Annotated in this window: 22 protein-coding genes; 14 read left to right on the forward strand and 8 right to left on the reverse strand. The window is 67.4% G+C overall.

Features of this window, described 5'->3' with window-relative positions:
- The 3 genes from D7Y15_RS13255 to D7Y15_RS13265 form a co-directional block, all read left to right on the forward strand.
- Nucleotides 1-781: alpha/beta hydrolase (locus D7Y15_RS13255; RefSeq protein ID WP_121752800.1), on the forward strand; the 781-nt coding region annotated here is incomplete at its 5' end.
- Between the two features lie 155 nt (nt 782-936).
- Nucleotides 937-2,547, forward strand: coding sequence for a DUF262 domain-containing protein (locus tag D7Y15_RS13260; protein ID WP_121752801.1), 1,611 nt, complete (start codon nt 937-939; stop codon nt 2,545-2,547).
- Nucleotides 2,544-3,749, forward strand: coding sequence for a type II toxin-antitoxin system HipA family toxin (locus tag D7Y15_RS13265; protein ID WP_121752802.1), 1,206 nt, complete (start codon nt 2,544-2,546; stop codon nt 3,747-3,749). The genes D7Y15_RS13260 and D7Y15_RS13265 overlap by 4 nt, the downstream gene beginning before the upstream one ends.
- Before the next feature lie 28 nt (nt 3,750-3,777).
- Here D7Y15_RS13265 and D7Y15_RS13270 read toward each other — a convergent pair whose 3' ends face one another.
- Complete coding sequence (locus tag D7Y15_RS13270) at nt 3,778-4,587, reverse strand: oxidoreductase (RefSeq protein WP_121752803.1); 810 nt, start codon at nt 4,585-4,587, stop codon at nt 3,778-3,780.
- 118 nt (nt 4,588-4,705) lie between these two features.
- Here D7Y15_RS13270 and D7Y15_RS13275 point away from each other — a divergent pair, with 118 nt between their 5' ends.
- The gene (locus tag D7Y15_RS13275; protein WP_121752804.1) at nt 4,706-5,593 is read left to right on the forward strand and encodes a LysR family transcriptional regulator; all 888 of its coding nucleotides are present in this window, start codon (nt 4,706-4,708) and stop codon (nt 5,591-5,593) included.
- A 101-nt stretch (nt 5,594-5,694) separates the two neighbouring features.
- Here D7Y15_RS13275 and D7Y15_RS13280 read toward each other — a convergent pair whose 3' ends face one another.
- Nucleotides 5,695-7,566: a M23 family metallopeptidase gene (locus tag D7Y15_RS13280; RefSeq protein ID WP_121752805.1), complete on the reverse strand. Its 1,872-nt coding sequence runs from the start codon at nt 7,564-7,566 to the stop codon at nt 5,695-5,697.
- Between the two features lie 230 nt (nt 7,567-7,796).
- Here D7Y15_RS13280 and D7Y15_RS13285 point away from each other — a divergent pair, with 230 nt between their 5' ends.
- From D7Y15_RS13285 to D7Y15_RS13295, 3 genes are all read left to right on the forward strand, one after another.
- Nucleotides 7,797-10,346: a hypothetical protein gene (locus tag D7Y15_RS13285; protein ID WP_148712756.1), complete on the forward strand. Its 2,550-nt coding sequence runs from the start codon at nt 7,797-7,799 to the stop codon at nt 10,344-10,346.
- Entirely contained in the window at nt 10,343-11,179 is an 837-nt protein-coding gene (locus tag D7Y15_RS13290; protein WP_121752807.1) for a hypothetical protein, read from the forward strand. The genes D7Y15_RS13285 and D7Y15_RS13290 overlap by 4 nt, the downstream gene beginning before the upstream one ends.
- 135 nt (nt 11,180-11,314) lie before the next feature.
- Complete coding sequence (locus tag D7Y15_RS13295; RefSeq protein WP_121752808.1) at nt 11,315-12,256, forward strand: hypothetical protein; 942 nt, start codon at nt 11,315-11,317, stop codon at nt 12,254-12,256.
- An 18-nt stretch (nt 12,257-12,274) separates the two neighbouring features.
- Here the strand turns inward: D7Y15_RS13295 and D7Y15_RS13300 are convergent, their stop codons facing one another.
- The gene (locus D7Y15_RS13300) at nt 12,275-13,672 is read right to left on the reverse strand and encodes a hypothetical protein (RefSeq protein ID WP_121752809.1); all 1,398 of its coding nucleotides are present in this window, start codon (nt 13,670-13,672) and stop codon (nt 12,275-12,277) included.
- On the opposite strand from D7Y15_RS13300, the gene D7Y15_RS13305 reads away from it, so the two are divergent.
- From D7Y15_RS13305 to D7Y15_RS13320, 4 genes are all read left to right on the forward strand, one after another.
- The gene (locus D7Y15_RS13305; RefSeq protein WP_148712757.1) at nt 13,662-13,844 is read left to right on the forward strand and encodes a hypothetical protein; all 183 of its coding nucleotides are present in this window, start codon (nt 13,662-13,664) and stop codon (nt 13,842-13,844) included. The genes D7Y15_RS13300 and D7Y15_RS13305 overlap by 11 nt on opposite strands.
- Before the next feature lie 158 nt (nt 13,845-14,002).
- Nucleotides 14,003-14,884, forward strand: a complete 882-nt coding sequence (mtgA, locus tag D7Y15_RS13310; RefSeq protein ID WP_120577318.1) for a monofunctional biosynthetic peptidoglycan transglycosylase — start codon at nt 14,003-14,005, stop codon at nt 14,882-14,884.
- A 57-nt stretch (nt 14,885-14,941) separates the two neighbouring features.
- Complete coding sequence (locus tag D7Y15_RS13315) at nt 14,942-15,883, forward strand: hypothetical protein (protein WP_121752811.1); 942 nt, start codon at nt 14,942-14,944, stop codon at nt 15,881-15,883.
- Nucleotides 15,884-15,911: 28 nt separating this feature from the next.
- Nucleotides 15,912-16,250: a hypothetical protein gene (locus tag D7Y15_RS13320; protein ID WP_126934061.1), complete on the forward strand. Its 339-nt coding sequence runs from the start codon at nt 15,912-15,914 to the stop codon at nt 16,248-16,250.
- A 20-nt stretch (nt 16,251-16,270) separates the two neighbouring features.
- Here D7Y15_RS13320 and D7Y15_RS13325 read toward each other — a convergent pair whose 3' ends face one another.
- Complete coding sequence (locus D7Y15_RS13325) at nt 16,271-17,635, reverse strand: hypothetical protein (protein ID WP_121752812.1); 1,365 nt, start codon at nt 17,633-17,635, stop codon at nt 16,271-16,273.
- Between the two features lie 40 nt (nt 17,636-17,675).
- Complete coding sequence (gene glsA / locus D7Y15_RS13330; protein WP_121752813.1) at nt 17,676-18,674, reverse strand: glutaminase A; 999 nt, start codon at nt 18,672-18,674, stop codon at nt 17,676-17,678.
- A gap of 203 nt (nt 18,675-18,877) precedes the next feature.
- Between glsA and D7Y15_RS13335 the strand changes: the two genes are divergently transcribed.
- The gene (locus D7Y15_RS13335) at nt 18,878-19,303 is read left to right on the forward strand and encodes a hypothetical protein (RefSeq protein ID WP_121752814.1); all 426 of its coding nucleotides are present in this window, start codon (nt 18,878-18,880) and stop codon (nt 19,301-19,303) included.
- Nucleotides 19,304-19,338: 35 nt separating this feature from the next.
- Here D7Y15_RS13335 and D7Y15_RS13340 read toward each other — a convergent pair whose 3' ends face one another.
- The 3 genes from D7Y15_RS13340 to D7Y15_RS13350 form a co-directional block, all read right to left on the reverse strand.
- Nucleotides 19,339-19,803, reverse strand: a complete 465-nt coding sequence (locus tag D7Y15_RS13340) for a hypothetical protein (RefSeq protein ID WP_121752815.1) — start codon at nt 19,801-19,803, stop codon at nt 19,339-19,341.
- A 95-nt stretch (nt 19,804-19,898) separates the two neighbouring features.
- A complete protein-coding gene (locus tag D7Y15_RS13345) occupies nt 19,899-20,387 on the reverse strand; it encodes a VOC family protein (protein WP_121752816.1) in 489 nt (162 codons plus the stop codon).
- Nucleotides 20,388-20,404: 17 nt separating this feature from the next.
- Entirely contained in the window at nt 20,405-21,205 is an 801-nt protein-coding gene (locus D7Y15_RS13350; protein ID WP_121752817.1) for a VOC family protein, read from the reverse strand.
- A 200-nt stretch (nt 21,206-21,405) separates the two neighbouring features.
- Between D7Y15_RS13350 and D7Y15_RS13355 the strand changes: the two genes are divergently transcribed.
- Both D7Y15_RS13355 and D7Y15_RS44130 read left to right on the forward strand, forming a co-directional pair.
- The gene (locus tag D7Y15_RS13355) at nt 21,406-22,446 is read left to right on the forward strand and encodes a peptidoglycan-binding protein (protein ID WP_158624415.1); all 1,041 of its coding nucleotides are present in this window, start codon (nt 21,406-21,408) and stop codon (nt 22,444-22,446) included.
- Nucleotides 22,447-22,898: 452 nt separating this feature from the next.
- Nucleotides 22,899-23,123, forward strand: coding sequence for a hypothetical protein (locus D7Y15_RS44130; protein ID WP_139917880.1), 225 nt, complete (start codon nt 22,899-22,901; stop codon nt 23,121-23,123).
- The last annotated feature ends 18 nt before the right edge of the window (nt 23,124-23,141 follow it).

The raw sequence follows: 23,141 nt of genomic DNA on the forward strand, positions 1-23,141 counted from the left end.
GCCCCGGGTGTTGAGGGTGGAGGGTGAGAAGGTGGCGGTGTGGAGCTGGGGCGAGGGGCCCCGGGTGCTGCTGGTGCACGGTTGGAGCGGCTACGGCGGGCAGCTCACGGCCTTCGTGCAGCCCCTGGTGGACGCGGGATTCTCGGTGGTGACGTACGACGCGCCGGGGCACGGGGCGTCCTCCGGGCGCACCAGCTCGCTGCCGGAGCTGGCGGGAATGGTGGCGGCGGTGGGGCAGGCGACGGGCGGGCCCTACGCGGTGGTGGCGCACTCGTTCGGCGCGGCGGCCACGGCGGTGGCGCTGCGGGACGGGATGAAGGTGGAGCGCGCGGTCTTCATCTCGCCGCCGGCGGATCCGCTGGCGGGCATCCGGGCCTTCGCGGACACGGTGGGCCTGTCGGAGGCCATGTGGCGGCGGATGGCGGCGCGAATCGAGGAGCGTTTCGACATGCGGCTGGCGGACCTGGCGCTGCCAGCCTTCGCGCCAGGGCTGGACGTGCCGCTGCGCATCTTCCACGACGTGGGGGACCGCGAGGTGCCGCTGAACGCAGGCGAAGCGGTGGCGCGCGCGTGGCCGGGCGCGAAGCTCACGCGCACGGAAGGCCTGGGGCACTTCCGCATCCTTTATGCTCCGGAGGTGCTGTCGCCCGCGGTGGACTTCCTGGCGGAAGGACGGCCGAGCCATGCCTGGCCCGGGCCGGAGTTGCTGGCGTCAGTGGCGTCCTCGCGAGGGCCCATCCCTTTGAGCAAGGCAACACCAGCCCGGTCGGTCTCGCGGTAAGCGTCACGGCCGAGGTCGCCGCACGGCGGGCAACTCACTGTCGATGTGCTGCCAGAGGGGCAGTTCCATCCCGTGCCAGCGGCTCGCGCGGTGCTGGCGCTGGGAGCGGGGCGTTCCTTGCGCGGTGGGTCGGACGTGGGTAAGCAATCCACACGATGGAAAAGACCCGACTGGAGCGTCGACCCGAGGCCCGCGCCTTCATGGTGGACACGCTGCTACAGCACGTGCAGGACGGGCGGATCCGGGTCCCCGACTTTCAGCGCCCGCTCAAGTGGCGCGCCACGCACGTGCTGGACCTCTTCGACAGCGTCTACCGGGGCTTTCCCGTCGGGGACCTGCTTCTCTTCAAGGGACCGGCGGAACCGGCGTCCCTGCATTTCGGGCCGTTGCGCATTGATGCGCCGCGAATGACGGATGCTTACTTCGTGGTGGATGGACAGCAGCGCCTGACGGCCCTGGCGGCCGCGATGCTGCATCCAGATCGCCACCCACGCGGGGACATTCATTCCGTCTGGTTCGACCTGGAGGCGGAGCAGTTCGTGCACCTTCGGGCCGCCGAACCACCGCCCCACTGGATTCCGGTCAACGTCGTAGCAGATTCGTTCAAGCTCCTCACCTGGCTCAACGAATGGCCCTTTCGGAGCACGCGTCCTGACCTCGTCCAGGGGGCCATCGCCCTGGGGAAGGCGCTACGCGAGTACCAGGTCCCCTCGTACATCGTCGAAAGCACCTCCCAGGAGGTCATGCGACTCATCTTCACGCGGGTCAACACCTCGGGTGTGCCCATGCGGGAGAGCGAGGTCTTCGAGGCGCTTTTTGGTGGGCAGAAGCCGCGTCCCATCGAAAGCGCTTGCAACCGCCTTCAGGCGGAGACTGGCTTTGGAAAGATAACCACGGACCTGTTCATCCACTGCCTGAAGGCGGTGGAGGGGATCGACCTGCGCCAGAACTTCATCCGGAGAGGAGGGGCGGTGGACAGCGTCCATCCGGAGGCCGTGGAGCGGACCGAAACGGCGCTGAGACATGCCATTGGGTTCCTGGCGGACGACGTGGGCATCCCTCACCGTCGGCTGCTCCCATACCCCTTGTCCCTCATCGTGCTGACGCGCTTCTTCCATCTGCACCCACGCCCCCACCCGCGCACCCGGACCCTCCTGTCCCGCTGGGTGTGGCGAGGCGCACTGTCCAAGGTCCATGCGGAGGCCGCTCTTGAAAACATCCAAAAGCTCCAGTCGGACATTGACGAAAGCGAATTTGATTCGGTGGATCGGCTGCTGGAAAGGCTTCCCTTGGTGTTCAACCTGGGCTTTGCCTTGTCATCGACTCCTTGGAGTGTCGGAAGCGTGGAGATGCGCTTGTGCGCGTTAGCCCTGCTGCACTTGGGGCCGCGTGACCCGGAGAGTGGAGAGCGCTTCCGGTTGGATGAAATCCGCACATGGCTTGATGAGCGTGATTTGGAGCAGGTCTTCATCCCTATTTATCCGGGCGCGCAATATGTCGTTGAACGCTATTTGCTTCCGAATGAAGAGAAATTTCACGCCTTCAAGAGTGCGTCGGTGGAGGTCCTGCGAAGCCATGCGCTGGATGAGCACGCCGTGAAGTCACTGGATTTGGAAAGCCCCCACACTCTCATTGATCGCCGGAACGACATCCTGGACGAGTGGCTCAACCAATTTTTCTCGGAGCGCATTGCCTCGGACGATGGTGACCGTCCGCCCATCGCAGAGTTGCTCCGCCGGGTTGACGCACAGGTGACGTCTCCGTGAGGGCTCTGGAGGTATGGATCGGGGATACGCGCGTCGGGCTGATCGAACATCTGGAGGAATGGGAGTACCGCTTCTCCTTCGACGCGGCCTGGCTCCAGGCCCCAGCGCGCCCGGTCCTGGGACAGTTATTCGAGGACCGCAAGCCTTACGACATCCCCACCACGGGGCACGTCCCCATCTGGTTCTCCCACCTGCTTCCCCAGGGGCCGCTGCGCCGCGCCCTTGCACGGGAGCTGGGGGTGGACACGGATGATGAGTTTGAACTTCTGGAGTACCTGGGCGCGGAGCTGCCTGGCGCGATCGTCCTGATTCCCGGCCAGCCACGGTTGTCGACTCAGCCTGTCCCGCGTGCGCGAATCGAGCCGCCCAGCGCGGCGAAGCTGCGCTTCTCCCTGGCCGGAGCACAGTGGAAGCTCTCGGTCCGCGAGGGAGAGCGGGGGCTGACCGTCCCCGTCCAGGGTGAGAAAGCAGGTGCATGGATCGCCAAGTTCCATGACCCCAGCTTCAAGGACCTTCCCCGGATCGAGCACTCGACCATGACCTGGGCAGGGCTTTCGAAGATAGAGGTGCCCACCTTCCGGATGGCGCAGGTCTCTGAGTTCGCGGACCTGCCCCAGAACATCCCCACGGGCGACGGTTCCGTCTTTCTCATCGAGCGCTTCGACCGGACGTCCACGGGACAGCGCATCCACATGGAGGACATGGCCCAGGTCTTCGACAAACCTCCCGGCGATTCTCAATATGGCGGGCGCTATGAATACCTCGCGGCCCTGCTCGCCTACCTCTCGCCAGATGACGTCCGCGCGTTCTGCGAGCGGCTGGTCTTCTGTGTGCTGAGCGGCAACACGGATGCGCATTTGAAGAACTGGTCATTGCTTTATAAGGATGGACGTCATCCCAGGCTGTCTCCCGCCTACGACCTGATTTCATCCGTGCTCTTCGCGCCCGAGTCCATCAGCGATGACCTGGCGCTGAGCATCGGAGGCTCACGTCAGTTCGAAGACGTTCGTCTTGACTCATTCAAGGCCTTCGCCGAGGTGAGCAACCGTACCTTCGCCGAGGTGACCACCTGGGTCACCCAGGCGGTCGAGCTGATCCGCACCGTCTGGCAGCAGGAAGCCAAACACCTCCTGCTGCAGGACTCAGAGCGCCAACGCATTGAACGGCACCTGAAACGCGTTCCCCTCGCTCAGCAGGCTTGAGCAGAGCGGTGAGTGTCAGACACCAGGCTCAGCTGAAATCCGTGGAGAGCGAGAGGGCGCGGTGGGCCTCCAGCTCGCGGGCCACGAAGGCGTTCTTCTCCTCCAGGGCCTTCACCGTGTCGCTGCCCAGGGCCAGCCGCAGCGGAGGCTGCTCCAGCTTCACCAGCTCTATCATCGCGGTCGCGAGCTTTGCCGGGTCGCCCGGCTGCTGGTGGTTGAGCTCGACCGCGCGAGACCGCATCGCGCCGGACGTCTGCGCGTAGTCGGGGATGATCCGCTCCGCCCGGGTGAGTGACGCCGCGTCCAGGAAGTCGGTGCGGAAGTAGCCGGGCTCCACCACCGTGACGTGGATGCCCAGCGGGGCCAGTTCATCATGGAGCGCCTCGCTCAGGCCCTCCACGGCGAACTTCGTGGAGCAGTACACGCCCCAGCCCGCGGACGAGCGGTAGCCGCCAATGGAGGACAGGTTGATGACGTGTCCGGAGCGCTGCTGCCGCATCACGGGTAGCACCGCGCGGGTGACAGCGAGCAGGCCGAAGACGTTGGTGCGGTAGAGCTTCTCGATTTCGGCGGCGCTCGACTCCTCCACGCCGCCGAGCAGGCCGAAGCCCGCGTTGTTGACGAGCACGTCGATGCGGCCCGCCTCCGCCGCGACGCGCTGGGCCTCGGCCTCGTCGGTGACGTCCAGCTTCGCGACCACCAGCCTCGGGTGGGCCGCCAGGGGAATGCTCTGGGGATTGCGCGCGGTGGCGATGACACGGTCTCCCGCGTCGAGCGCCGCCTGGGCGATGAGGACTCCGAAACCACGGGATGCGCCAGTGATGAGCCAGGTCTTCATGTGCGTGCTCCTCGTCAGGGGTTACGAGCGAAGAGATAGACCTGGACCGTCCATGAGAGAATGCGCACGCAGAGCACAAGACCGTTGAATCCGGCTCAACAGTAGAAAGGCAGCCCCCATGCAGGCCGACGTCCGTGAGCTGACGGTGTTCCTGGAGATCGCCCGGCATCTGAACTTCCGCCGAGCGGCGGGGGCGCTGGGCGTGACGCCGTCCGCGCTGAGCCACAGCCTGCGGGGGCTGGAGGAGAAGCTGGGCCTGCGGCTGGTGCACCGCACCACCCGGAGCGTGGCGCTCACCGCGGCGGGCGAGCGGCTCGCCGAGCGGCTGCGGCCGGCGTTCCGGGACATCGACGACGCGCTCGATGACCTGAACACGTTCCGTGAGGCCCCCGTGGGAAAGCTGCGCATCAGTGCGGCCCGGGTGGCGATCCGGTTGGCCCTGCTGCCGGTGCTGCGCCCGTTCCTGGAGGAACATCCCGGCATCGAGGTGGAGCTCGTCGACGGCGCCGCGTTCGTGGACATCGTGAAGGAGGGGTTCGACGCGGGCGTGCGCTTCCACGAGCGCGTGGCCGCGGACATGGTGGCGATTCCGCTGGGCCCCCGGCTGCGTTCGGCCATCGTCGCCACGCCCGCGTACTTCGCGAAGCATCCTCCGCCGAAGACGCCCATGGACCTGGCCGCGCATGACTGCATCCAGTTCCGGTTCTCCAATGGCTCACGCTACGCGTGGGAGCTGGAGCGCGACGGCAAGGCCCTGGAGGTGGAGACGCGAGGCTCGCTGGCGCTGAGCGACCAGGTGGAGATCCTCGAAGCCGCGCTCGCGGGACTGGGGCTGGCCTATGTCTTCGAGTCGCAGGTGGAATCCCTGCTCCGGCAGCGACGGCTGGTTCGCGTGCTGGAGGACTGGTGCCCGTCCTACCCTGGCTTCTTCCTCTACTACCCGAGCCGCAGGCACCTGCCCCCCGTGCTCAAGGCCTTCGTGGACTTCGTGCGGGCCCGGAAATGAGCCCGCAGTGGCGGAGGTGATGCCCGCCTCGGCCGCTCCGCCGAACCGCACCTCGAAGGCGCGCAGGTGCGGTCCGTCCACTCAAGGCCGTGCCAGGACGCTCAGGGCTGGACGACGTTGACGCGGGAGGAGCCGAAGGCCTCCTTCTTCCAGACGCCGTTGTCCAGGCCGCGCACGTACGGGGTGCCCTGGAACAGGGTCAGGTCATAAGCGCGGATGCCGCCCGGGTGCTCGGCCCAGGTGCTGCCGTTCGTGGAGAACCAGAGGCCGTCATTGGCCCCGATGCCCCACAGCTTGCCGGTGGCGCCGTCCACCGCCAGCCGCTTCAGCGTCGTGGTGGCGGGCAGCTGCACGAACGAGGAGCCGTTGTGCTTCCAGACGCGGTCATCCATGCCGATGAGGTAGGGGATGCCCTGCGCGACCGCGATGTCCTTGCCCGTCGAAGCAGTCGGCGTCTGCGCGCTCCACACGAGGGTGGTGGGGTTGAAGGAGTAGACCTTGTCGTCCAGGCCAATGACCCAGACCTTGCCGGTGGACTCATCCACCGTGAGGCGCTTCGCCGTCTGCGACGTCTGGATCCACCCCGAGCTGGTGCCACGGTAGACGAAGTCGTTCATCCCAATCAGATACGGAATCGTGGCGGTGACGGCGATGGCCTTCGCGCTGCCGCCCGGGTTCACGTCCAGGTAGACACCGGTGTTGTAGGGGACACTCAGGCGGTCGTGGGTGGTGAGGACCGCGCCCGTGCTGCTGCCCACGGTCCACAGCTGGCCATTGGAGCCCAGCGCGAAGTCGTTGACCACGGAGTTGCTCAGCACCACCGGCGCGCTCGCCGCGGGCCAGAGGAGCGAGTTGATGTGATTGGGCGCCGCTCCGCTGGGAATGCCCACGCCGTTCATCGGGGACCAGGGCGCGAGCTGCTCCAACCCGAACCAGGGGGTCAGCACCGCCTGGTCGATGGCGTACGCGCTGTTGAGCGGGACGGGGCGCAGCGGGCCTCCGCACTGGGGGGACCACAGCGTCGACGACGCGTCCGACTTGATCGCCCCGATGTGGAGGTGCGGCTTCGAGGAGCTGCCCGAGTTGCCCAGCAGGCCCAGGAAGTCGCCCTCATGGACCACCGCGCCCACGGTCAGCAGGCTGGGGTTGAGCGTGCCGGCCTGCATGTGGGCGTACCCGACCAGATACGTGCCGTTGTCGATGGTGAAGCTGTTGCCGCCGCCGTGCGACGCCGGGTTGACGGAGCCCACCGGGAAGTTGGTCGCGTCGGTGTTGACGAAGTCCGTCACCGTGCCCCCGGTGACCGCGTAGATGGGCTTGCCCCACTGCCGGTAGTGCTCGTTCTGCGAACCGTCGGTGCCCGGAAGCACGTCGGACCAGCCGGAGCCCGTCCAACCATAGACACCCACGTCATAAGCGAAGAGCTGGCAGCCCTGGACGCTCGCGCCGTGCACCGCGCCCATGCCCTGCCAGTATTCGTGGGGGCGCAGGTCGCCCACACGGCCCCAGAATCGGTTGCTGCCGGACGGCGTGGGCGCCTGGTAGGCGGCGAGCGTGAACGTCTCCGTCACCGGGGTCGCATAGCCCGTGAAGAAGAGCCGCATGCGGATGCTGTTCGGCGCCGGGTTCGGCAGGATGATGTTCTGGGCGGCGCTGAACGACCAGTTGCGGACCGCGTTCGCGGGCACGACGAGGCTGGTGGACATGCCCGTCAGCACCGTCGTGCCGGGAAAGTCGATCAGGATCTGGGTCAACGTGACGGACGTCGCCTCGTTGTTGCGCAACGCCAGCGCGAGCGACACCTGGTGGCTGGGGCCCGACCCGCCGAGGGAAGGGGACGCCATGGTGAGATAGCGGATGGCGCCTCCCTCCATGGGTTCGTAATAGGTCGTGACAGCCGGTGCCTGGGCGAGCGCGAGCTGTCCCCACAAAAGACTGGGCAACAACAGCAGCAGGGTGCGGAGCTTCATCATGGGTGCGGGGGTCCTTGGGTTGGAGCAGGCCCTCCCCAAAGCAACAGGTGTACCAAGGCACGCTCCCTCCGGAAGCGTCCTCGTTCGGGGCTCGGGGCAGGCGGGGGGCGGCAAGGCCCGCAGGCAAGTCCTGCACGACCACGGCAATCCTTGCCGTCGTCCTCACTGCCTCCCGGGGAGGAGCCCCACGGCATGCGCGGTGCATTCCGGGTGCTCGACCCGGAGGCATCATGCAACGCGTTCCACTCTTGTTGGCCCTCGCCAGCCTCATCCCCTCGGGGGCCCTGGCGGCGCCTCACGTCACAAAGCTTCTCCCCCAGGACGCGGGGGTCCACTGCAGCCCCGCGACTCCGTGCACCCAGCCCACGGCGGACGGCATGGTTTCCGCCCTGGAGTACGCCGACGGCAAGAAGTTCCCGCTGCAGGACTACGTGAACGGGGGGCCCAACGGAGACCTGTTCCTCTACGTCTCCGACAACGCCAGCTACACCGCGGACGAGTGCAACGTGGGGAAGCCCCAGAATCCCTGCCACGTGCAATCCCTGTTCATCGGCATGCGCCTGCCCAAGCCCAGGAATGCCAGCGGGAACTTCGTGGGCCTGGAGGGCACCGTCAGCGTCTGGCTCGATGCGAAGCGCGGCGAAACCCTCCAGCTGGCCTCCGGCGCGCACGTGCCTCGTGACGAGGACCGGCGCATCACGTTGAGCTACTCCACCGTCAAGGGCTACGCGGATACCGTCCAGAGCAAGGGCAACCTCGGCGGCACGAATGGCTGGGGCGCGCTCGCGGCCCCTACCGAGGCCTGGGACACCACCGTGGTGGTGTCGAGCCCGGCCTCGGACCCGGCCCACGTCCACATCGAGTTCGAGATCAAGCTGGCGCCAGGCCTCCCCGTCGGAGGCGCGAGCGAGCCGCTCCTGGCCACGGTGCGCAAGCTGGGACTCGGCATCGAACACATTCCCGTCCCGACGACCTCCGCGCAGACGGTGGGTGGCGGCCGGTTCCCCAACCGCGCGGGCCTGTCGTCCGGCGGCACCCTGACGGGCAACTGGGAAACGCTCGAGTTCGCGAGCCCGACACCGATTCCGCTCAGCTTCACCATGTGGAACGTGGGGCAGATGCCGGATGTGACCGCCTGGGTCGAGGATGGCGGCTCGGGGGAAATCGATACCGTCGCCCAGCGGATCTTCCGCAAGGAGGTCGCCTGCATCTCCGAAATCTGGATGGCGCATGAGCGCGGCGAGCTCATCGAGAAGGTCAACGCGCTGCGCGCGGGCGCGCTGCTGCCGCCCATGCAGGCCGTCACCGAGCTGAATGACAACATCCTCCAGCCGTCCCTGTTCAGCACGGGACTGGTGTTGCTGTCCTCGCGGCAGATCCTCGAGGGTGGGGTGCACCACTTCCCCTTCGGTATGTGCACCGGCAGCGACTGCGCCCAGGCCAAGGGCGTGCTCTGGGCGCGCGTCGCCACGCCCGCCGCGACCGCCCCTGTCTTCGTCGATGAGCACGACACCCCCACGCTCGCCAAGGGGACCGACTACGCCGAGTTCGTCGACGTGTTCTGCACCCACGTCAACGCGGGAGAAAACACGGCGGGGCCCGATACCACCGCGCGCGAGAACCAGTTCTCCAACATCAAGGCCTACGTCCAGCAGGTGCGCCAGGGCGGACCCCTGACCGACCCCGTCTTTGGCTTTGACGTCCATGACGCCTTTCCCCAGGGCACCTGGCCGAGCGGCCTGGACCGCCCCGCCTTCCTGCTGGGGGACCTGAACACCGTGGGGCCCAAGGGCGTGCAGACCAACGTCGCCTTCAACCAGTACGCCGACATGGTGGGCCCTGGCCTCCTGGACATCAGCACGCTGAGCGCGTTCGACATGGCCAACACCCAGTTCTCCGAGATGCGGGACCTGGCCCGGGTGGTCTCCGGTCCGAACCCGATGGCGGGCGGAACGTGGCTGTCCAGCGTCTGCACCGACAACGTGGTGAACGAGCTGGATGCCAAGAAGCGCCTCGACTACGTCCTGGTGTTCCCGGCCCAGGACACCTTGGACTTCCCCGCGTTCGCGTTGCTCAACGGCACCACGGCGAGCGTCAACCCGCACTTCGATCCCACCTCCGGCAGCGAGGACTCCGAGGGAAACCTCGTCCAGCAATGCCTGTCGGATCACGCCATGGTGGATGTCACCGTGCAGCTGGCGCGGGTGAAGGACGTCGTGAAGTACAACCCGATGAAGAAACACCGGGTCGAGTACGCCGTGAAGCAGGTCACCGACCTGGAGACCGCGAGCGGCTGCTGCGCGGACTGGTTCTCGCCGCGCGTGCTGATGATCGCCAATGGCTTCACGAAGCTGAACACCTTCCTGAACATCAACGAGGGCCAGACCATCTACCCGAACTGGCGGGTGCACACGGGCGCCGACAGCCTCCTTCCAGACCTGCCGGTCGGTTTCTCGGGGGCGGTGAACATGATGTCGGCCATCTGGGAGTCGGACACCGGCCCGAACGACCACTACGACTCCACGCCTGAGAGCAGCGCCATCCTGGAGGCGGACGACAAGGACGCGCACCTCACCTTCTTCGCGAACAGCGGCGTGCTCCGCCGGGTGAAGGGCGAGTTGACGGCCATTGACTGGATCGCCGGGGTGGAACTCCTGGGGAGCTTCATGGACGGCTACGAGAACGGCATCACCGTGGAGACCGAAGGACACGACACGGCCACGGGCGACAACGCCCGCGTGCGGCACTACTTCAACGTGAAGGAAATGGAATCGCCATGAGCACGATGAACCTGAAGTGCGCGGTGCTTGCACTGGTGCTGGGGGGCACGGCCCAGGCGGTCGAACCCATGGTGCCCTACGACAACTTCAACCCGATGAAGTCCAACCCTCCACGCGCGACGAAGATCCGCGGCATCGACCCGGCCCGGTGGGTGGATGAGCAGACCGGAACGCGGCTGGACTCCCTCCGGGAGCTGGCCTTCACCCGCCTGCGGTTGATGAGCCGTTCGGACACGGGGACGGGCCGCTACGGCCTGCGCTTCTCCCAGTCCTCCGCGGTGACGGCCATCGCGGCGAAGGTGCGCCTGAACAATGCCAGGAGCACCGGGTGCACGGCCCCGGCGGGAGCTCCGGCGGCCCAGAGCACCGCCGAGCTCACGGGCCACTTCTTCAACACCCGGGGCGCGGTGGGAAGGAGCCTGCAGGACGACGTCACCGCTTCCATCCGCATGGTCTCCCGGTCCACGGACCCCGTCGGCTCCCAGGCGCTGCGGGTGGAGGCGCTTGTCGAGCGGTGCACGGACGCCTCGTGCTCGACCCGCGCGCAGCTCTTCACGGCGGACCTGGGACTGGTCCACCAGGGCGAGCAGGTGGCGCTGCGGCTCCAGTGGGACGTGGCGAATCACCGCTTCGTGTTCCAGCGCGACACGCAACCCGAGGTGTACGGGGCCTACACCGTGACGGACACGCACACGCCCGGCAGCTCGAGCAAGGCCCTGGTGGTGACCCATGACCTGCCCACCTGCGCCAGCGGCACACCTGCGCCCCTGGGGTATGCGAACGCGTACTTCCACGACGTGTTCGTGAACGAGTCCGCGGCGCCCGCTCCCTGACGGCCCTGCGATGGAAACCATCGCGATTGGATGTTTGTCGTTGGTCAACGCAAGGCGAGTCATGGGCTTGCATTGCGTGGGTCACGACAGCCACAGTCGGCATGACGCTTCCCCTGTCTGTTGATGGAGCCCCCCATGCCCAGCAAACTGCGGCCGACTTCTTTCTCCAGCCCCAGCCCCAGCAGGAGTTCCAGTCCTGTTGGGGGCAGTGCGACGCCGACGCGCAGCCCGTCGCTTCCGCCCCAGACGCAGTCCTCTGCTTCCTCCTCGACGAAGCGCCCCCGGGATGATGCGGATACGTTCGACGCGGGCGCGTCGAAGCGGCCCAAGCGGGCCGCGGCCACGGGGGAAACGCCCCCCTCGGCCGCCGAGTTGTACAAGCAGCAGAACGCGGTGGGCCTGCAGGACACCCACTCCGCCCGCACCGGCGACATGTCGTCCCTGCGCACCACGCAGGACACACCGCAAGACGGACTCAACCTGCTGTCCCACGTCGGCAGTCAGGCGAAGGACAAGAAGGGCCTCTTCTACGAAGGCCCCGTGGAGCGGCGAGGGCTCGGGCCCCAGCAGGTCCTCACCGCGGTGCCGGACCGCGACAAGGGCGAGCACACCAATGTCTTCAAGGGCATGACCGGGGGCGAGCCCAGCTCCACGAAGTACCAGCAGGGGCTTGGCACCGCCGACAGGGACACCCCCTACGAAATCCTCCACGGCATGGGCCATGGCGAAGGCGGCAAGAAGACGCAGTCGGCGCAGAACCTGGCCTCGGCCTCCCACGGCGCCAACACGGCGATGATTCCCGCGGACAAGGCCATTTCCGGCAACCCGGACATCCTCGTGGACACGCGCTTCAACGTCCGTCCCGGCACCCACCGCGCCGAGTCCGTGGACCAGACCTTCTTCCACAAGGACCGCCCCACGGAGCCCATCTTCCAGCAGCGCATCGACGGCGACATGCCCAAGGTCACCACGAGCCAGTACAAACAACTCCAGAAGGACGCGGAGTTCCTCAAGGACCGCGAGCGCCTCTCCGTCGCCGTCGACCTGCTGAACTTCCACGACGGCGGCAAGGGCTGAGCCTTCACGTCCGCGACGTCAGCCCTCGGAGAGGGTGAGCGACCCCGGCAGCTGTCCTCCGCCGTTGTTGAGCTGGAAGACGCTGAGCTTGGATACGCGTTCCGCCACCACGTCGGGGACATTGTTCGTCTCCGGCGTCAGCAGCAGGGCCATGGCCTCTTCAGGGGTGGCCGCATTGGCGACGTCCACCACCCAGCTCTCCGGCGTGTTGCCCGCGTATCCGGGCTGGCCCTGCTCGATGGCCGTCAGCCAGTCCTTCGCGAGCTGCTGGACCTGCTGTGCCTCCGCGTGGGTGAAGGACACGGAGGCCGTGGTGCCAGTCCCCGTCGTGTTCGGGTAGACGTCCTGGAGCCCGTTCGCGGTGCCGGAGGCCAGGTCCGGAAGGGTGGCCGCATAGGTGTACGTGGACGGGTCCTCGGGGTCCTTCCACTCGCCACTGACCGAGAAGGTGACGGGGCCCTTGGTGCCCGTGTACTGGAACTCCGTCGGGCCACCCGCGTCGTAGGTCGTGGCGACGTACACGTTGCTGTCGATCACGGCCGCGCCCAGGTCGATGGCGAAGGTGACCTCCCGCGTGAGCGTGTCGGAGGCAATCTGCACCGTCGCCGCGTTCGACGTGCCGTTCGCCGGGTCGTTCTTCGGCAGCTCGCCCGTGGCGAGGAATTGGTTGTAGGCCGCCTGTCCCGCCGGCGTGGAGATGTCGAAGTCCACCTGCCGCGAGCTCAACTGCCCCTCCACGCGCCGCGTGTCCGTCGCTCCGAACGCGATATCGAACACGCCCAGCTTTCCCTCGAGGGTGCGCGACACCGCCTCCGTGGGGCCGGCGGTGACCCGGACGGTCTTGTCGTCCAGCCGGGTGACGGCGAGGGACATGCCGCTGGCCTTCTCCGTGCTCATCCCCCCGATGGCGCCGAAGATGCCGGAGATGTTCTTGAACACCACCTCCATCCCCGTGCCCACGAAGGACTCGCCGTTGAGCGTCACGGTGGCGCCCACCGGCAGGTTCTGGGGCAGGGACGGGTTGAGCTGCTGGGCGGCCTGTTTGGGCGAGGTGATGCCCGCCGCGGCCGCGGTCGGCAGCGTCACCTGGTAGCTGCCTCGCACGCCCGCCTGGGCGGTGCCGGTGACGGTGACGTTCGGCGTGTCCGCCTGGAGTTCTCCCTTCACGCCGACCTCGGCCTCCACGCTGAAGGTCGTCATCTCCGCGTCCCGGCTGAAGCTCGCCCCCAGCTCGGTGTACCCGGCCACCTTCATGGAGAAGATGCCCGCATCCACCTTCACCCCGGCCTCGAGGCTCGCGCTCCCGGAGATGCCATTGGGGCCCAGCATCACCGAGCCACTGGCGGCAAAGTCCTTGGAGGCCGTCGGCTTCGCGAGAATCGGCGTGTCGGTGGGGGAGGGCGCGGTGTCCGGCACGTTCAGCGGGTTGCGCTTCGAAGTCCCCGGCGTGCTCCCGCTGAAGCTGTCGGTGGACACGCCTCCCCAGGACGACGTGCCGCTCGACGACCGCGGCGGACCTGCTGGCGCCTGCTGCGGTGCGCTCACGGCTCCGCTGCTGGACGGCTTCACGGTGTTGATGAACGGCTGAAAGCTCCGAATCGGCCACTGCATGTGGACTTCCCCCTCTGCGACAGTCAGAGGGGTTGTCGCGCGAACCGCCGCAGCGGACGAATTAAGCCGGGTTAAATCCGCGTCCGGCCGCGTTCTGGACAGCAGGGGCGGGTCGGGGCAGATGTAGGCGTACAGATGACATCCCGTCCGCCCCCTGCGCGCCCCTCCACCGTCCGGATGCAGAAGACGAAGCAGCCCTCCTCTGGAGCCCGGCGTCCCGCTGGGAAGCCCTCCGGAGGCCCGGCCTGGCGTCGCTGGGCGCTCGGCGGGTGGCTGATGCTGGCCCTCTGGTTCGGCGTGGAGGCCGCGCGGCTGCCCGACGTGGGCGCCCTGCGGACGCAGAACCCGCGCACCACCGCGCTCATGGCGCAGCGAGCCGACGAGGCGCTGGAGGCGGGCACGAAGCCTCGCGTGCGCCAGGCCTGGGTGCCGCTCGGCGCGGTGGCCCCGCACGCCGTGGACGCCGTGTTGTGCTCCGAGGACGCGCGCTTCTACCGGCACGAGGGCGTGGACTGGACCGAGGTGGAGAACGCCTTCGAGCAGTCGGTGCGCGAGGCACGCCTGGGGCGCGGCGCCTCCACCCTCACGCAGCAGCTGGCGAAGAACCTCTACCTCTCCACGGACCGCAGCCTGCTGCGCAAGGGGAAGGAGCTGCTGCTCGCGCGCCAGTTGGAGTCACACCTGTCCAAGCAGCGCATCCTCGCGCTGTACCTGAACGTCGTGGAGTGGGGAGAGGGCGTCTACGGAATCGAGGCGGCGGCGCGCGAGCACTTCGGCGTCTCGGCGCGGTCGCTCAGCGTGGCGCAGGGCGCGATGCTCGCGGCCATGCTGCCCGCCCCGCGTCGCTGGCTGCCGGCGCAGCGGCCCGAGACCCTGCGCACCCGTGCTGGCGTCATCATCGGGAGGCTGGAGCGCGAAGGGCGCATCAGCGCGGCGCAAGCCCGCGAGGCCCAGGCCGAGCTCTCGCGCTTCTTCGGTGTGCCGCCCGCGCCCGGCCTGGTGGCGGACGCCAGCTGAAGAACTTTTCGCGGGGCCGTGCGTGGAAGGTGCCACGTCCTTTTCGTCGAGGTTCTCGTGCGTGCCCTCCGTCCGCTGTTCTGCTGCATTGCCTTCGTCCTGTCCGCCACTCCCGCCCTCGCGCAGTACAACCAGGTGGCGGGTGAGAACGCTCCCATGGAGAGCGTTCGCCGGGTGGTGACGCGCAATGACGGTTCCCAGGAGCTGCGCGAAACGGTGCGCCCCGCGGCCCGTGACGGCTTTGGCAACGCGAAGGGCAACCAGAACGACCTCGCGGTGGACGGCGCCTTCGAAGGTCAGACGGTGGCGGTGCTCCAGTTCTACACGCAGGACTTCGACTTCTCGCTGCCGAAGGCCGCGCTGAAGGAGAAGGGCTTCTCCGTGTACCGCTGGGTCAACAGCGCGCCAGACCCCAAGGAGCTGCGCAAGGCGCTCCAGAAGGCGTGTCAGTTGTGGATCATCTCGGACGAGACGCAGCACCTGACGCCCGAGCACGTGAAGGTCATCAAGGAGTTCTTCGACGCGGGACACGGCGTGTACATCTGGGGCGACAACTCGCCCTACTACGCGGACGCCAACGTGGTGGGCCAGGCGCTGCTGGGCACGGTCATGGTGGGCAACATCATCGGCGACCAGACGGTCGGCCTGCGCAAGGACGGGGAGGGCCCGGGGCTGCTGCGCCGGCACCTGCTCACCACCGGCCTGGAGTACCTCTACGAGGGCATCACCATCGCCACCATCCAGCCGAGCGAGCAGCTCACGCCGCTGCTCCATGGCTCCGCGGGCAACCTGGTGGCGGCCTTCCATGACAAGGGCGGCAAGCGGGCCATCTTCGACGGTGGCTTCACGCGCCTCTACAACAAGTGGGACACGGCGGGCACCGCGCGCTACGTGAAGAACGCGGCGGCCTGGCTGACCAACGTGGAGCGCTTTGGCAACGCGGTGGTGCGCGCGGACCTGCGCAGCACCCAGGAGCAGAAGCCCGCGCCGAAGCAGTGACCCGGACTTGCTCCATACTGGAGCCACGATGCGACCCGACGAGCCTGGCCGGGTGGTGCTGCCCGCGAGGCTCGCGGGAGTGGAAGGGGTTCGCGTCACGGGCGACACCTGGCTGTTCGGCGACATGGCGCTGGTGCAGGAGCTGCTGCACCCGGACATCGTGCTCCTCAACGTGGGTGGCGGGCGCTACGGCATGGACCCCCGGACCGCGGCGCTCGCGGTGCGCAAGTACTTCCGCCCCTCCGTCATCGTGCCCATGCACTTCGGCACCTTCGAGCCGCTGGCGACCGAGCCCCAGGCACGCGAGGTACTGGGAAGCGACCCGCGCGTGCGCTGGCTCACGCCGGGAATCGCCGCGTCACTCTGAGGCAGGGCCTCCGCCGGAAATCAGGCGTCACGGGGAAGGGCGCGCAGGAACTGCGCATCCTTCCAATCCCAGACGCGCGAAGGATTCTTGTCCACGTCCACCGGCGAGGAGTTCCAGTTGTGGACGTCGTAGGAGTGCGAGGCTCGCCAGTGGACGAACACGCTGAACACGGCCGTCACGACGAGCGCGCCCGCGAGGACCCGGTGCCGTGAAGGGGCCTCCAGGACCGCCTGCACGGGGAACGCGAGGAAGTAGACGAGGAAGGGCAGCACGTCGGTGAAGAAGCGCGGGCCAATGGAGTGCCCGGCCCACCAGATGAAGAAGGAGGAGATGGCCGCCCAGTGCAGGACCAGGATGAGGGCAAAGGCGACCTCGTAGGGCTCCAGGCTCCGGCTGCGCCACCGCTGGACGAAGCCCACCACGCCCAGCGCCAGGAACGGTGAGAAGGCGAAGAGGCCTCGCGAAGGACTGACGAGGTTGGCGGCCAGGGCCATGAAGAACGGTCCGGCGAGCGGATCCACCGTGTGACGGTAGTAGGGCGAGAACACCGAGCCATAGACAGACAGGTGGTACGCGCAGAAGGGTATCGCGACGAGCGCCGCGCCCGCGAAGTAGGCCGGCAGTTGGCGGCGGAAGCGCAGGGCCATGAACCCGGTGACCACCAGGATGCTGAGGGAGTGCGTGGGCCGGCAGGCATAGGCGGCCGCGACCCAGAGGCCCAACAGGAACGCGGTGCGCGCGGTCTGCGCGGGCCGGGCCAGCAACAGCATGACGCAGGCGATGGCGAGGAGCCCGGGGCCGTGCTGCCAGAGCACCCGGCTCGCGGTGGAGTACGCCGTGGTGCCCAGACCGAAAAGCAGCACGGTGACGAGCGCCGCCCCCGGGGACACCCGCCTGCGCAGGGTGACGAGGAGCACCGCCGCGGCGGCACAGACGTAGAACGAGGCGATGAGTTGCTCGGTGAGGGCGAACGAGCCCAGGTACTCCCGCCCTGTGTGCCGGAACAGCGTCCGCCAGGCCAGCGCCTCGGCACCGAACGTCCCCAGGCGGGGCAGCACCGGCTCCATCAGGGAGATGAGTCCTTCGGCGGCGGCGAGGAACGGCAGCGCGGAGACCATCACGCCCGGCGGGTACACGTAGTACGTGTGGCCGCCGGCCTCGTTGCGCGCATAGGCAGTCCCCGGGAAGAACCAGTGCCGGAACTCGTCCAGGTCGGTGTTGCCCTCGTGGAGGATGCTGGCCGCGGAAGGGATGGACCACAGCGAGTCCGTCTGCAACCGCGCCTCGCTCGTGGTGTAGATGCCGAACAAGGCCAGACACATCAGCCAGAGCGCGAGCGTGGAGGAGGCGAAGCCACCGCGCGATGCGAGGGATGGGGTTGGCACGGAGGGGGTTCTATCGAATCCGACAGAAGAACCCCAAGCCTCACCGCGTCGTGTCAGGCTGAGGGCGTGACATGAACAGACTCAAGCCAAGCCGTGGAGCCAGGAACCGCGCGACGAGCTGCCCCTTGACGCTGTTGCCCGCCGTGTCGAGCAGCGGGGCGAAGGTGCCCAGCCCGCCCTTGCCCGGCGCGACGGCGACGATGCCGCCGCCAATGCCACTCTTGCCCGGGACCCCCACGTCGTAGAGCCAGTCCCCGGAGGTCTCATACATCCCCGCCGTGGCCATCACCGCGAGCGTGTAATGACAGACCTCTTCGTCGACGACGCGCGCCCCGGTGAGCGGGTTGACGCCTCCGTCCGCCAGGGTCGCTCCCATCACGGCGAGCTCCCTGGCGGTCACCGCCAATGAACACTGGCGCGTGTAGAGCCCGGTCGTCAGGACCGGATCCGCCTCCAGGCGGCCCAGACCGTGGAGCAGGAAGGCGAGCCCCTGGTTGCGGTGATGGGTCTCCATCGCGGAGGCATACACCTCTTCGTCGAGTACGAGCGGGTGTCCGGCGAAGCGCGACAGCCCCTCATGGATGAACCGCCACCGGGCCTCGGGGCTGCTGCCTGGAACGAGCCCCGTGGTCGCCAGCGCTCCCGAGTTCACCATGGGGTTGGTCCGCCCGTCCGGGCTCAGGTCAAGGGCCATGGCCGAATTGAACGGCAGGCCCGTGCCATTGACCCCCAGCTTGCGCCGCACCTCTTCGGGCCCCAAGGCCTGACAGACGAGCGCGAAGACGAACGGCTTGGAGACGCTCATGATGGAGAAGGGATGGTCCACGTCCCCGGCCCCATGGCTGCTGCCGTTGATGCCCACGACGCACGCGCCGAAGAGCCGGGGATCCACCCTGGCGAGCGCCGGGTAGACCTGGGAGCACTGTCCCTCGGTGTTCCCCTGGTGGCGCTGGTAGGCCTCGTCCACCAACGCCCGGACCTGCTCCGCCGCGGGGAGCTGGCCGGTGGAGATGAAGGGGGGCTCGCCTGTCGTATCCATGCGTGAAGGGGCTCGGCTTCCTGGAAGCAGGGGAGAAGCGCAGCTTCCTGTCTGGAAAATTCGTCGCGCCCGGATGCGTGTCAACGTCACATGGATATCTGATTTGTTGCAGATTTCTTATGTTGCATGTTTCGGGGCTCTGTCGCGCTGATTCGCGGGTGGTGTATGTTTCACCGAAACCGCCGATTGAGACATCTCCCTCCATGTACACCCTCGACGAATCGCTCTGGCCCCTGGCCATTGTCCAGCGTAGCGACACCACGACGGACAGCGAGATGGAAAGCATCCTCCGGAGCCTTTCCAAGCTCATCCACCGGCGCGAGCCCTATGTGCTGATCATCGACTTCTCGCGGTCCCGCCCGCTGACCCATTCCCAGCGGATGCTGCTGGCGGATCATCAGGCCGAGATCGCCGACCTGGCTCGCGAGTACTGCAAGGGGTTCTTCGTGGTGATCAACTCGACCACCGCGAGACTCGCGAGGGCCGTCACCAGCTTCGTCCGTCCTGGCGCGGATCAGCACGAGGAGGTCGCGTCGTTGCCCGAGGCGCTCGCGCGCGCCGCGCTCTGCTTCGAGCAAGCAGGTGTGGCGAGGGGGGCCATCATTGCCCGCGCCCAGGCGCGCCGGTAGAGGAGCGGTCCTGGCACGAGCCGCTCACGCCGCGGCTACAGAATCTCCTCGAGGGCGCCCTTCCAGCTGTAGTTCCCGGGCTGCTTGCCCGCGATGGAGCTCTTCGCCGGGTCGATGTGGATGGTCAGCACGCTCCCGTCGAGCGAGACCTTGGTCCCTTCCGTCGACAGCTTGCAGACCGTCTGGGTGACGACCTCCTTCACCGCCGCCTTGCCATCCGGGGTGCCGCAGACCTCGACGAGGGTGCCCACGGCGGACTGGCAGGCGCTCTGGGTCCGGTCCTTCATCGGGTCGAAGGCGGGGTAGGTCGACCTGTCGTAGCTGCTCTTCAAGGACGACCCGCAGGCCTTGTTGACCGCGTCCTCCTTCTTCTTCAGCTCCGTGTCGTAGGTGGCCCAGCCGTTCTTCTGGGCCACGGTGAGCCGTGCGGGCTTGGAGGACTCGTCAGCGATGGCGAGCGAGGCGAAGAGGCAGAGGCACAGGGACGGAATCCGGAACATGAAGGCTCCTGGTGGAAGCGGCTCGCGGGAGCGCGAACCGCCGTTCCCCCAGGGAAGGAGCCCCCGGAATTCTTTTGCATTCTTCTTCGCGGGTATCAGCCCTTGCGCGCCGCGTTGATCGCCGCGATGTCGATCTTCTTCATCTCCATCATCGCGGCGAACACCCGCTTGCGCGCGGCCGGATCCGGATCACTCATGCCGTCCGTCAGCGCGGCAGGGGTGATCTGCCACGAGATTCCCCACTTGTCCTTGCACCACCCGCACTGACTTTCCTGACCGCCGTTGCCGACGATGGCCTTCCAATAGCGGTCCGTCTCCTCCTGGTCCTTCGTGCTGATCTGGAACGAGAAGGCTTCGTTGTGCTTGAAGGCGGGACCGCCATTCAGGCCGATGCACGGAATGCCCAGCACGGTGAACTCCACCGTGAGGGCATCCCCCTCCTTGCCGTCCGGGTAATCGCCCGGGGCGCGGTGCGTGGCGCCAACGGAGCTGCCGGGGAAGGTGCGGGCGTAGAACGCCGCCGCTTCTTCGGCATTGCGTTCGTACCAGAGGCAGATGAGGGCCTTGTTCACGGGGTTCGTCATGGTTGCGCTCCTTGGGCTCACTCGCCCTTGCTTCCTACAACACCAAATGCTGCACCCGAGGGGTCCGTTGCGACGACAATCCAGTCGCCGCCGGGCACCTCGTGCGGACCTTGCAGCACCTTGCCGCCGTTGGCGGTGATGGCGCGCTGCGCCTCCGCGACCGAGGGCACGCCGAAGTAGAACAGCCAGGTGCCGGTGGGGCCGGGGCCCTCGGCGGGCTTCTGCATGATGGCGCCAAGCCGAACGCCGTCGTGGTCGACGAAGCAGTAGTCGCCCATCGGGCCCATGGGCATCACGTCGTTGAACTGGAAGTGGAAGTGCTTCGCGTAGAACGTCTTGGCGCGCGTGAGGTCGGGGCTGGCCAGCTCGTTCCAGCGGATGCGCTGCGACGCCTTCACGTCGAAGACGTCGCTCTTCGCATCGGGCTTACCGGGCGGTGGAATCGGCGCCATCACGTAGAAGGGCGTGCCCATCGGGTCGGCGACCATCGCGATCTTTCCGACGGGAAGATCCATGCGCGGCATCAGCACCCTGGCACCATCGGCGACCATGGCCTGGATGGACGCATCGACATCGGCCACGTGCAGATAGCCGAGCCAGCAGGGCTGTGCGCCATGCTGCACCATGTCCTGTGAAAGGCGCAGCACGCCGCCAGCGGAGCCGCCATCGCCGCGCATGATCATGCGGTAGTCCTGTCCGCTTGGTATGGACTCGGACGGGGCCGAGATCTTCCAGCCAACGACGGCGCCATAGAACTTCGCGGCGGCGTCGGGGTCGTGGGTCATCAGCTCGTACCAGATGAAGCTTCCAGTGCTCATCGTGTCATTCCCTTCGCGAACGGATGGAACTCTGCTCCGGACCGATGTGGAGGGTCCGCGCGCCCGCGTCGAGCAAGACCTTCGTTCCTTTGCATTCTTCCTGACGAAGCCGGGTCGCCATGTCGCAGTGCGGCAAGCTCTGCCGCGTCGGCGCGAACAGAGGAAACATTCCCTCTCGATGGTCGAGAATCAAGAAAACCATGCGAACCAACGCCCACCACCGCCCCCTCCACGTCGGATCCACTGGCAACCGCGTTCAGAAGGTCGAGGAGCGCCTGAAGTCGGCCGGTTACCTGAAGGGGACCGCCGACGACCGCTTCGACGCCAAGACCGCCAAGGCGGTGGTCGCCTACAAGCGCGACAACGGCTGGGAAGGGAAGCCGCAGGGGGTCGTCGGCGAGCGGATGGACCAATCGCTGAAGCGCATCAGCGCCACCGCCACTCCCGGGACTGAAGGCAGCACCACCGCCCAGGCCAGTGCAGCCGGTGGCAGCGACAGCAAGAGCAAGACCCCGTCGCAGCTCAAGGGCGCGACCTACAACGTCGAGCGCGACCGCAATCCCCAGGACGTGAAGAAGTGGCTGGGCGACTTCGCCAAGAAGAACAAGCTCGACTTCGTCCAGCTCCAGGAGATCAACGGCTACCACAAGGCCCTGGAGAACATCCCCGGCTACCACCTGGTGACCTTCCCCGGGGCCAAGGACCATGGCGAGACGGGCATCCTCGTGAAGGACAGCTTGCTCCAGGGGCAGAAGACGTCCATCCAGGGCGAGGGCGGCGGCTGGACCACCGTGCGTGGTGGCCATGCTCCGCCGCGAGCGGCCACCGCGGTCAAGCTCGCGGGTTGGCTGCAGGTGGTCTCGGCCCACCAGCCGCCCTCGGTCGACTGGAAGGGCGGGGAGCCCGTCGGGCCGAAGAACCGCGTGAGCACCTACAAGTCACTCTCCGAGAAGCTGCTTGGCTTCGCACAGCGGAAGATCGCGAAGAACCCCGACGAAGGTCTGCTCATCGGCGGCGACTGGAACGAGCCGGCGTCGACGAAGGGGAAGTGGTCGCCCGGCTGGATTGCGCAGCAGGCGGGCATGACCACCCATGGCGGTGTGGAGAGCCACGGCCACGGCAAGATTGACTATGCGATGTCCTACGGGTGCAAGGTCTCGAACGTGAGGGCTGGCCCGACCGGCGGCTCGGACCACAACATCGTCATGTACACGGTGAGCCGTCCGAAGGGTAAGGGCTGAAACAGCCTCGGGAGCCCGCCTGGGCGGACGACCTGACCGTTATCTTGGGTTTGATTTGAATCCTGGGCTGCGGGCTTCGCCTGTCAGACGCGCGAGGCGGCCTGCGGCATCGAACGGAGCCCCGCCTTCGTCCTCGTTCGCTAACGAGAAGTGAGGGAAATGGCGCTACAGTGGGCGGGCAGATGTCCGAACCCTCGTCACGGCGCTCCCGAGCACGGAGTCTTCTCCCGAAGGCACTCCTGGTGCTGGCCTTGGCCTTGACGTCCGTCTGGTACCTCAGCCCCTGGTACTCTTTCTCGGTGGGCAGGACCTGCGCCCAGCCGCTGCGGTCTCCCTTCATCCACGGCCGTTCATGGTGGGTGGGCTGGACCGACGCGCGATTGATCCGGCTTCATATCGCCAGCGCCACCGGGATCGGCCCCACGCAACCCGGGCCGACCTCGGATTGGGAGGTGAAGTTCCTCAGTCGCCGCCACTCCACCAGCTGGACCTACCAGCTGCCCTGGAAGCGCCAGCTGAGCTTCTCCTTGGACCCCCACCCCGAGCGTGGCAGCGCCGATGCGACGCGGCTCATCGTGGAGTTTCCGGCACTGCTGCTGGTCCTGCTCGCGTGGGTCGCGGTCGTCCGCGCCAGCAAGCAACCCGACGCGCAGGCGTCTCCGGAGTCCGAAGCGTAGCGGCGCGACCTTGAAGTG

This window comes from Corallococcus sp. AB030, from assembly GCF_003668965.1.
GTDB lineage: Bacteria > Myxococcota > Myxococcia > Myxococcales > Myxococcaceae > Corallococcus > Corallococcus exiguus.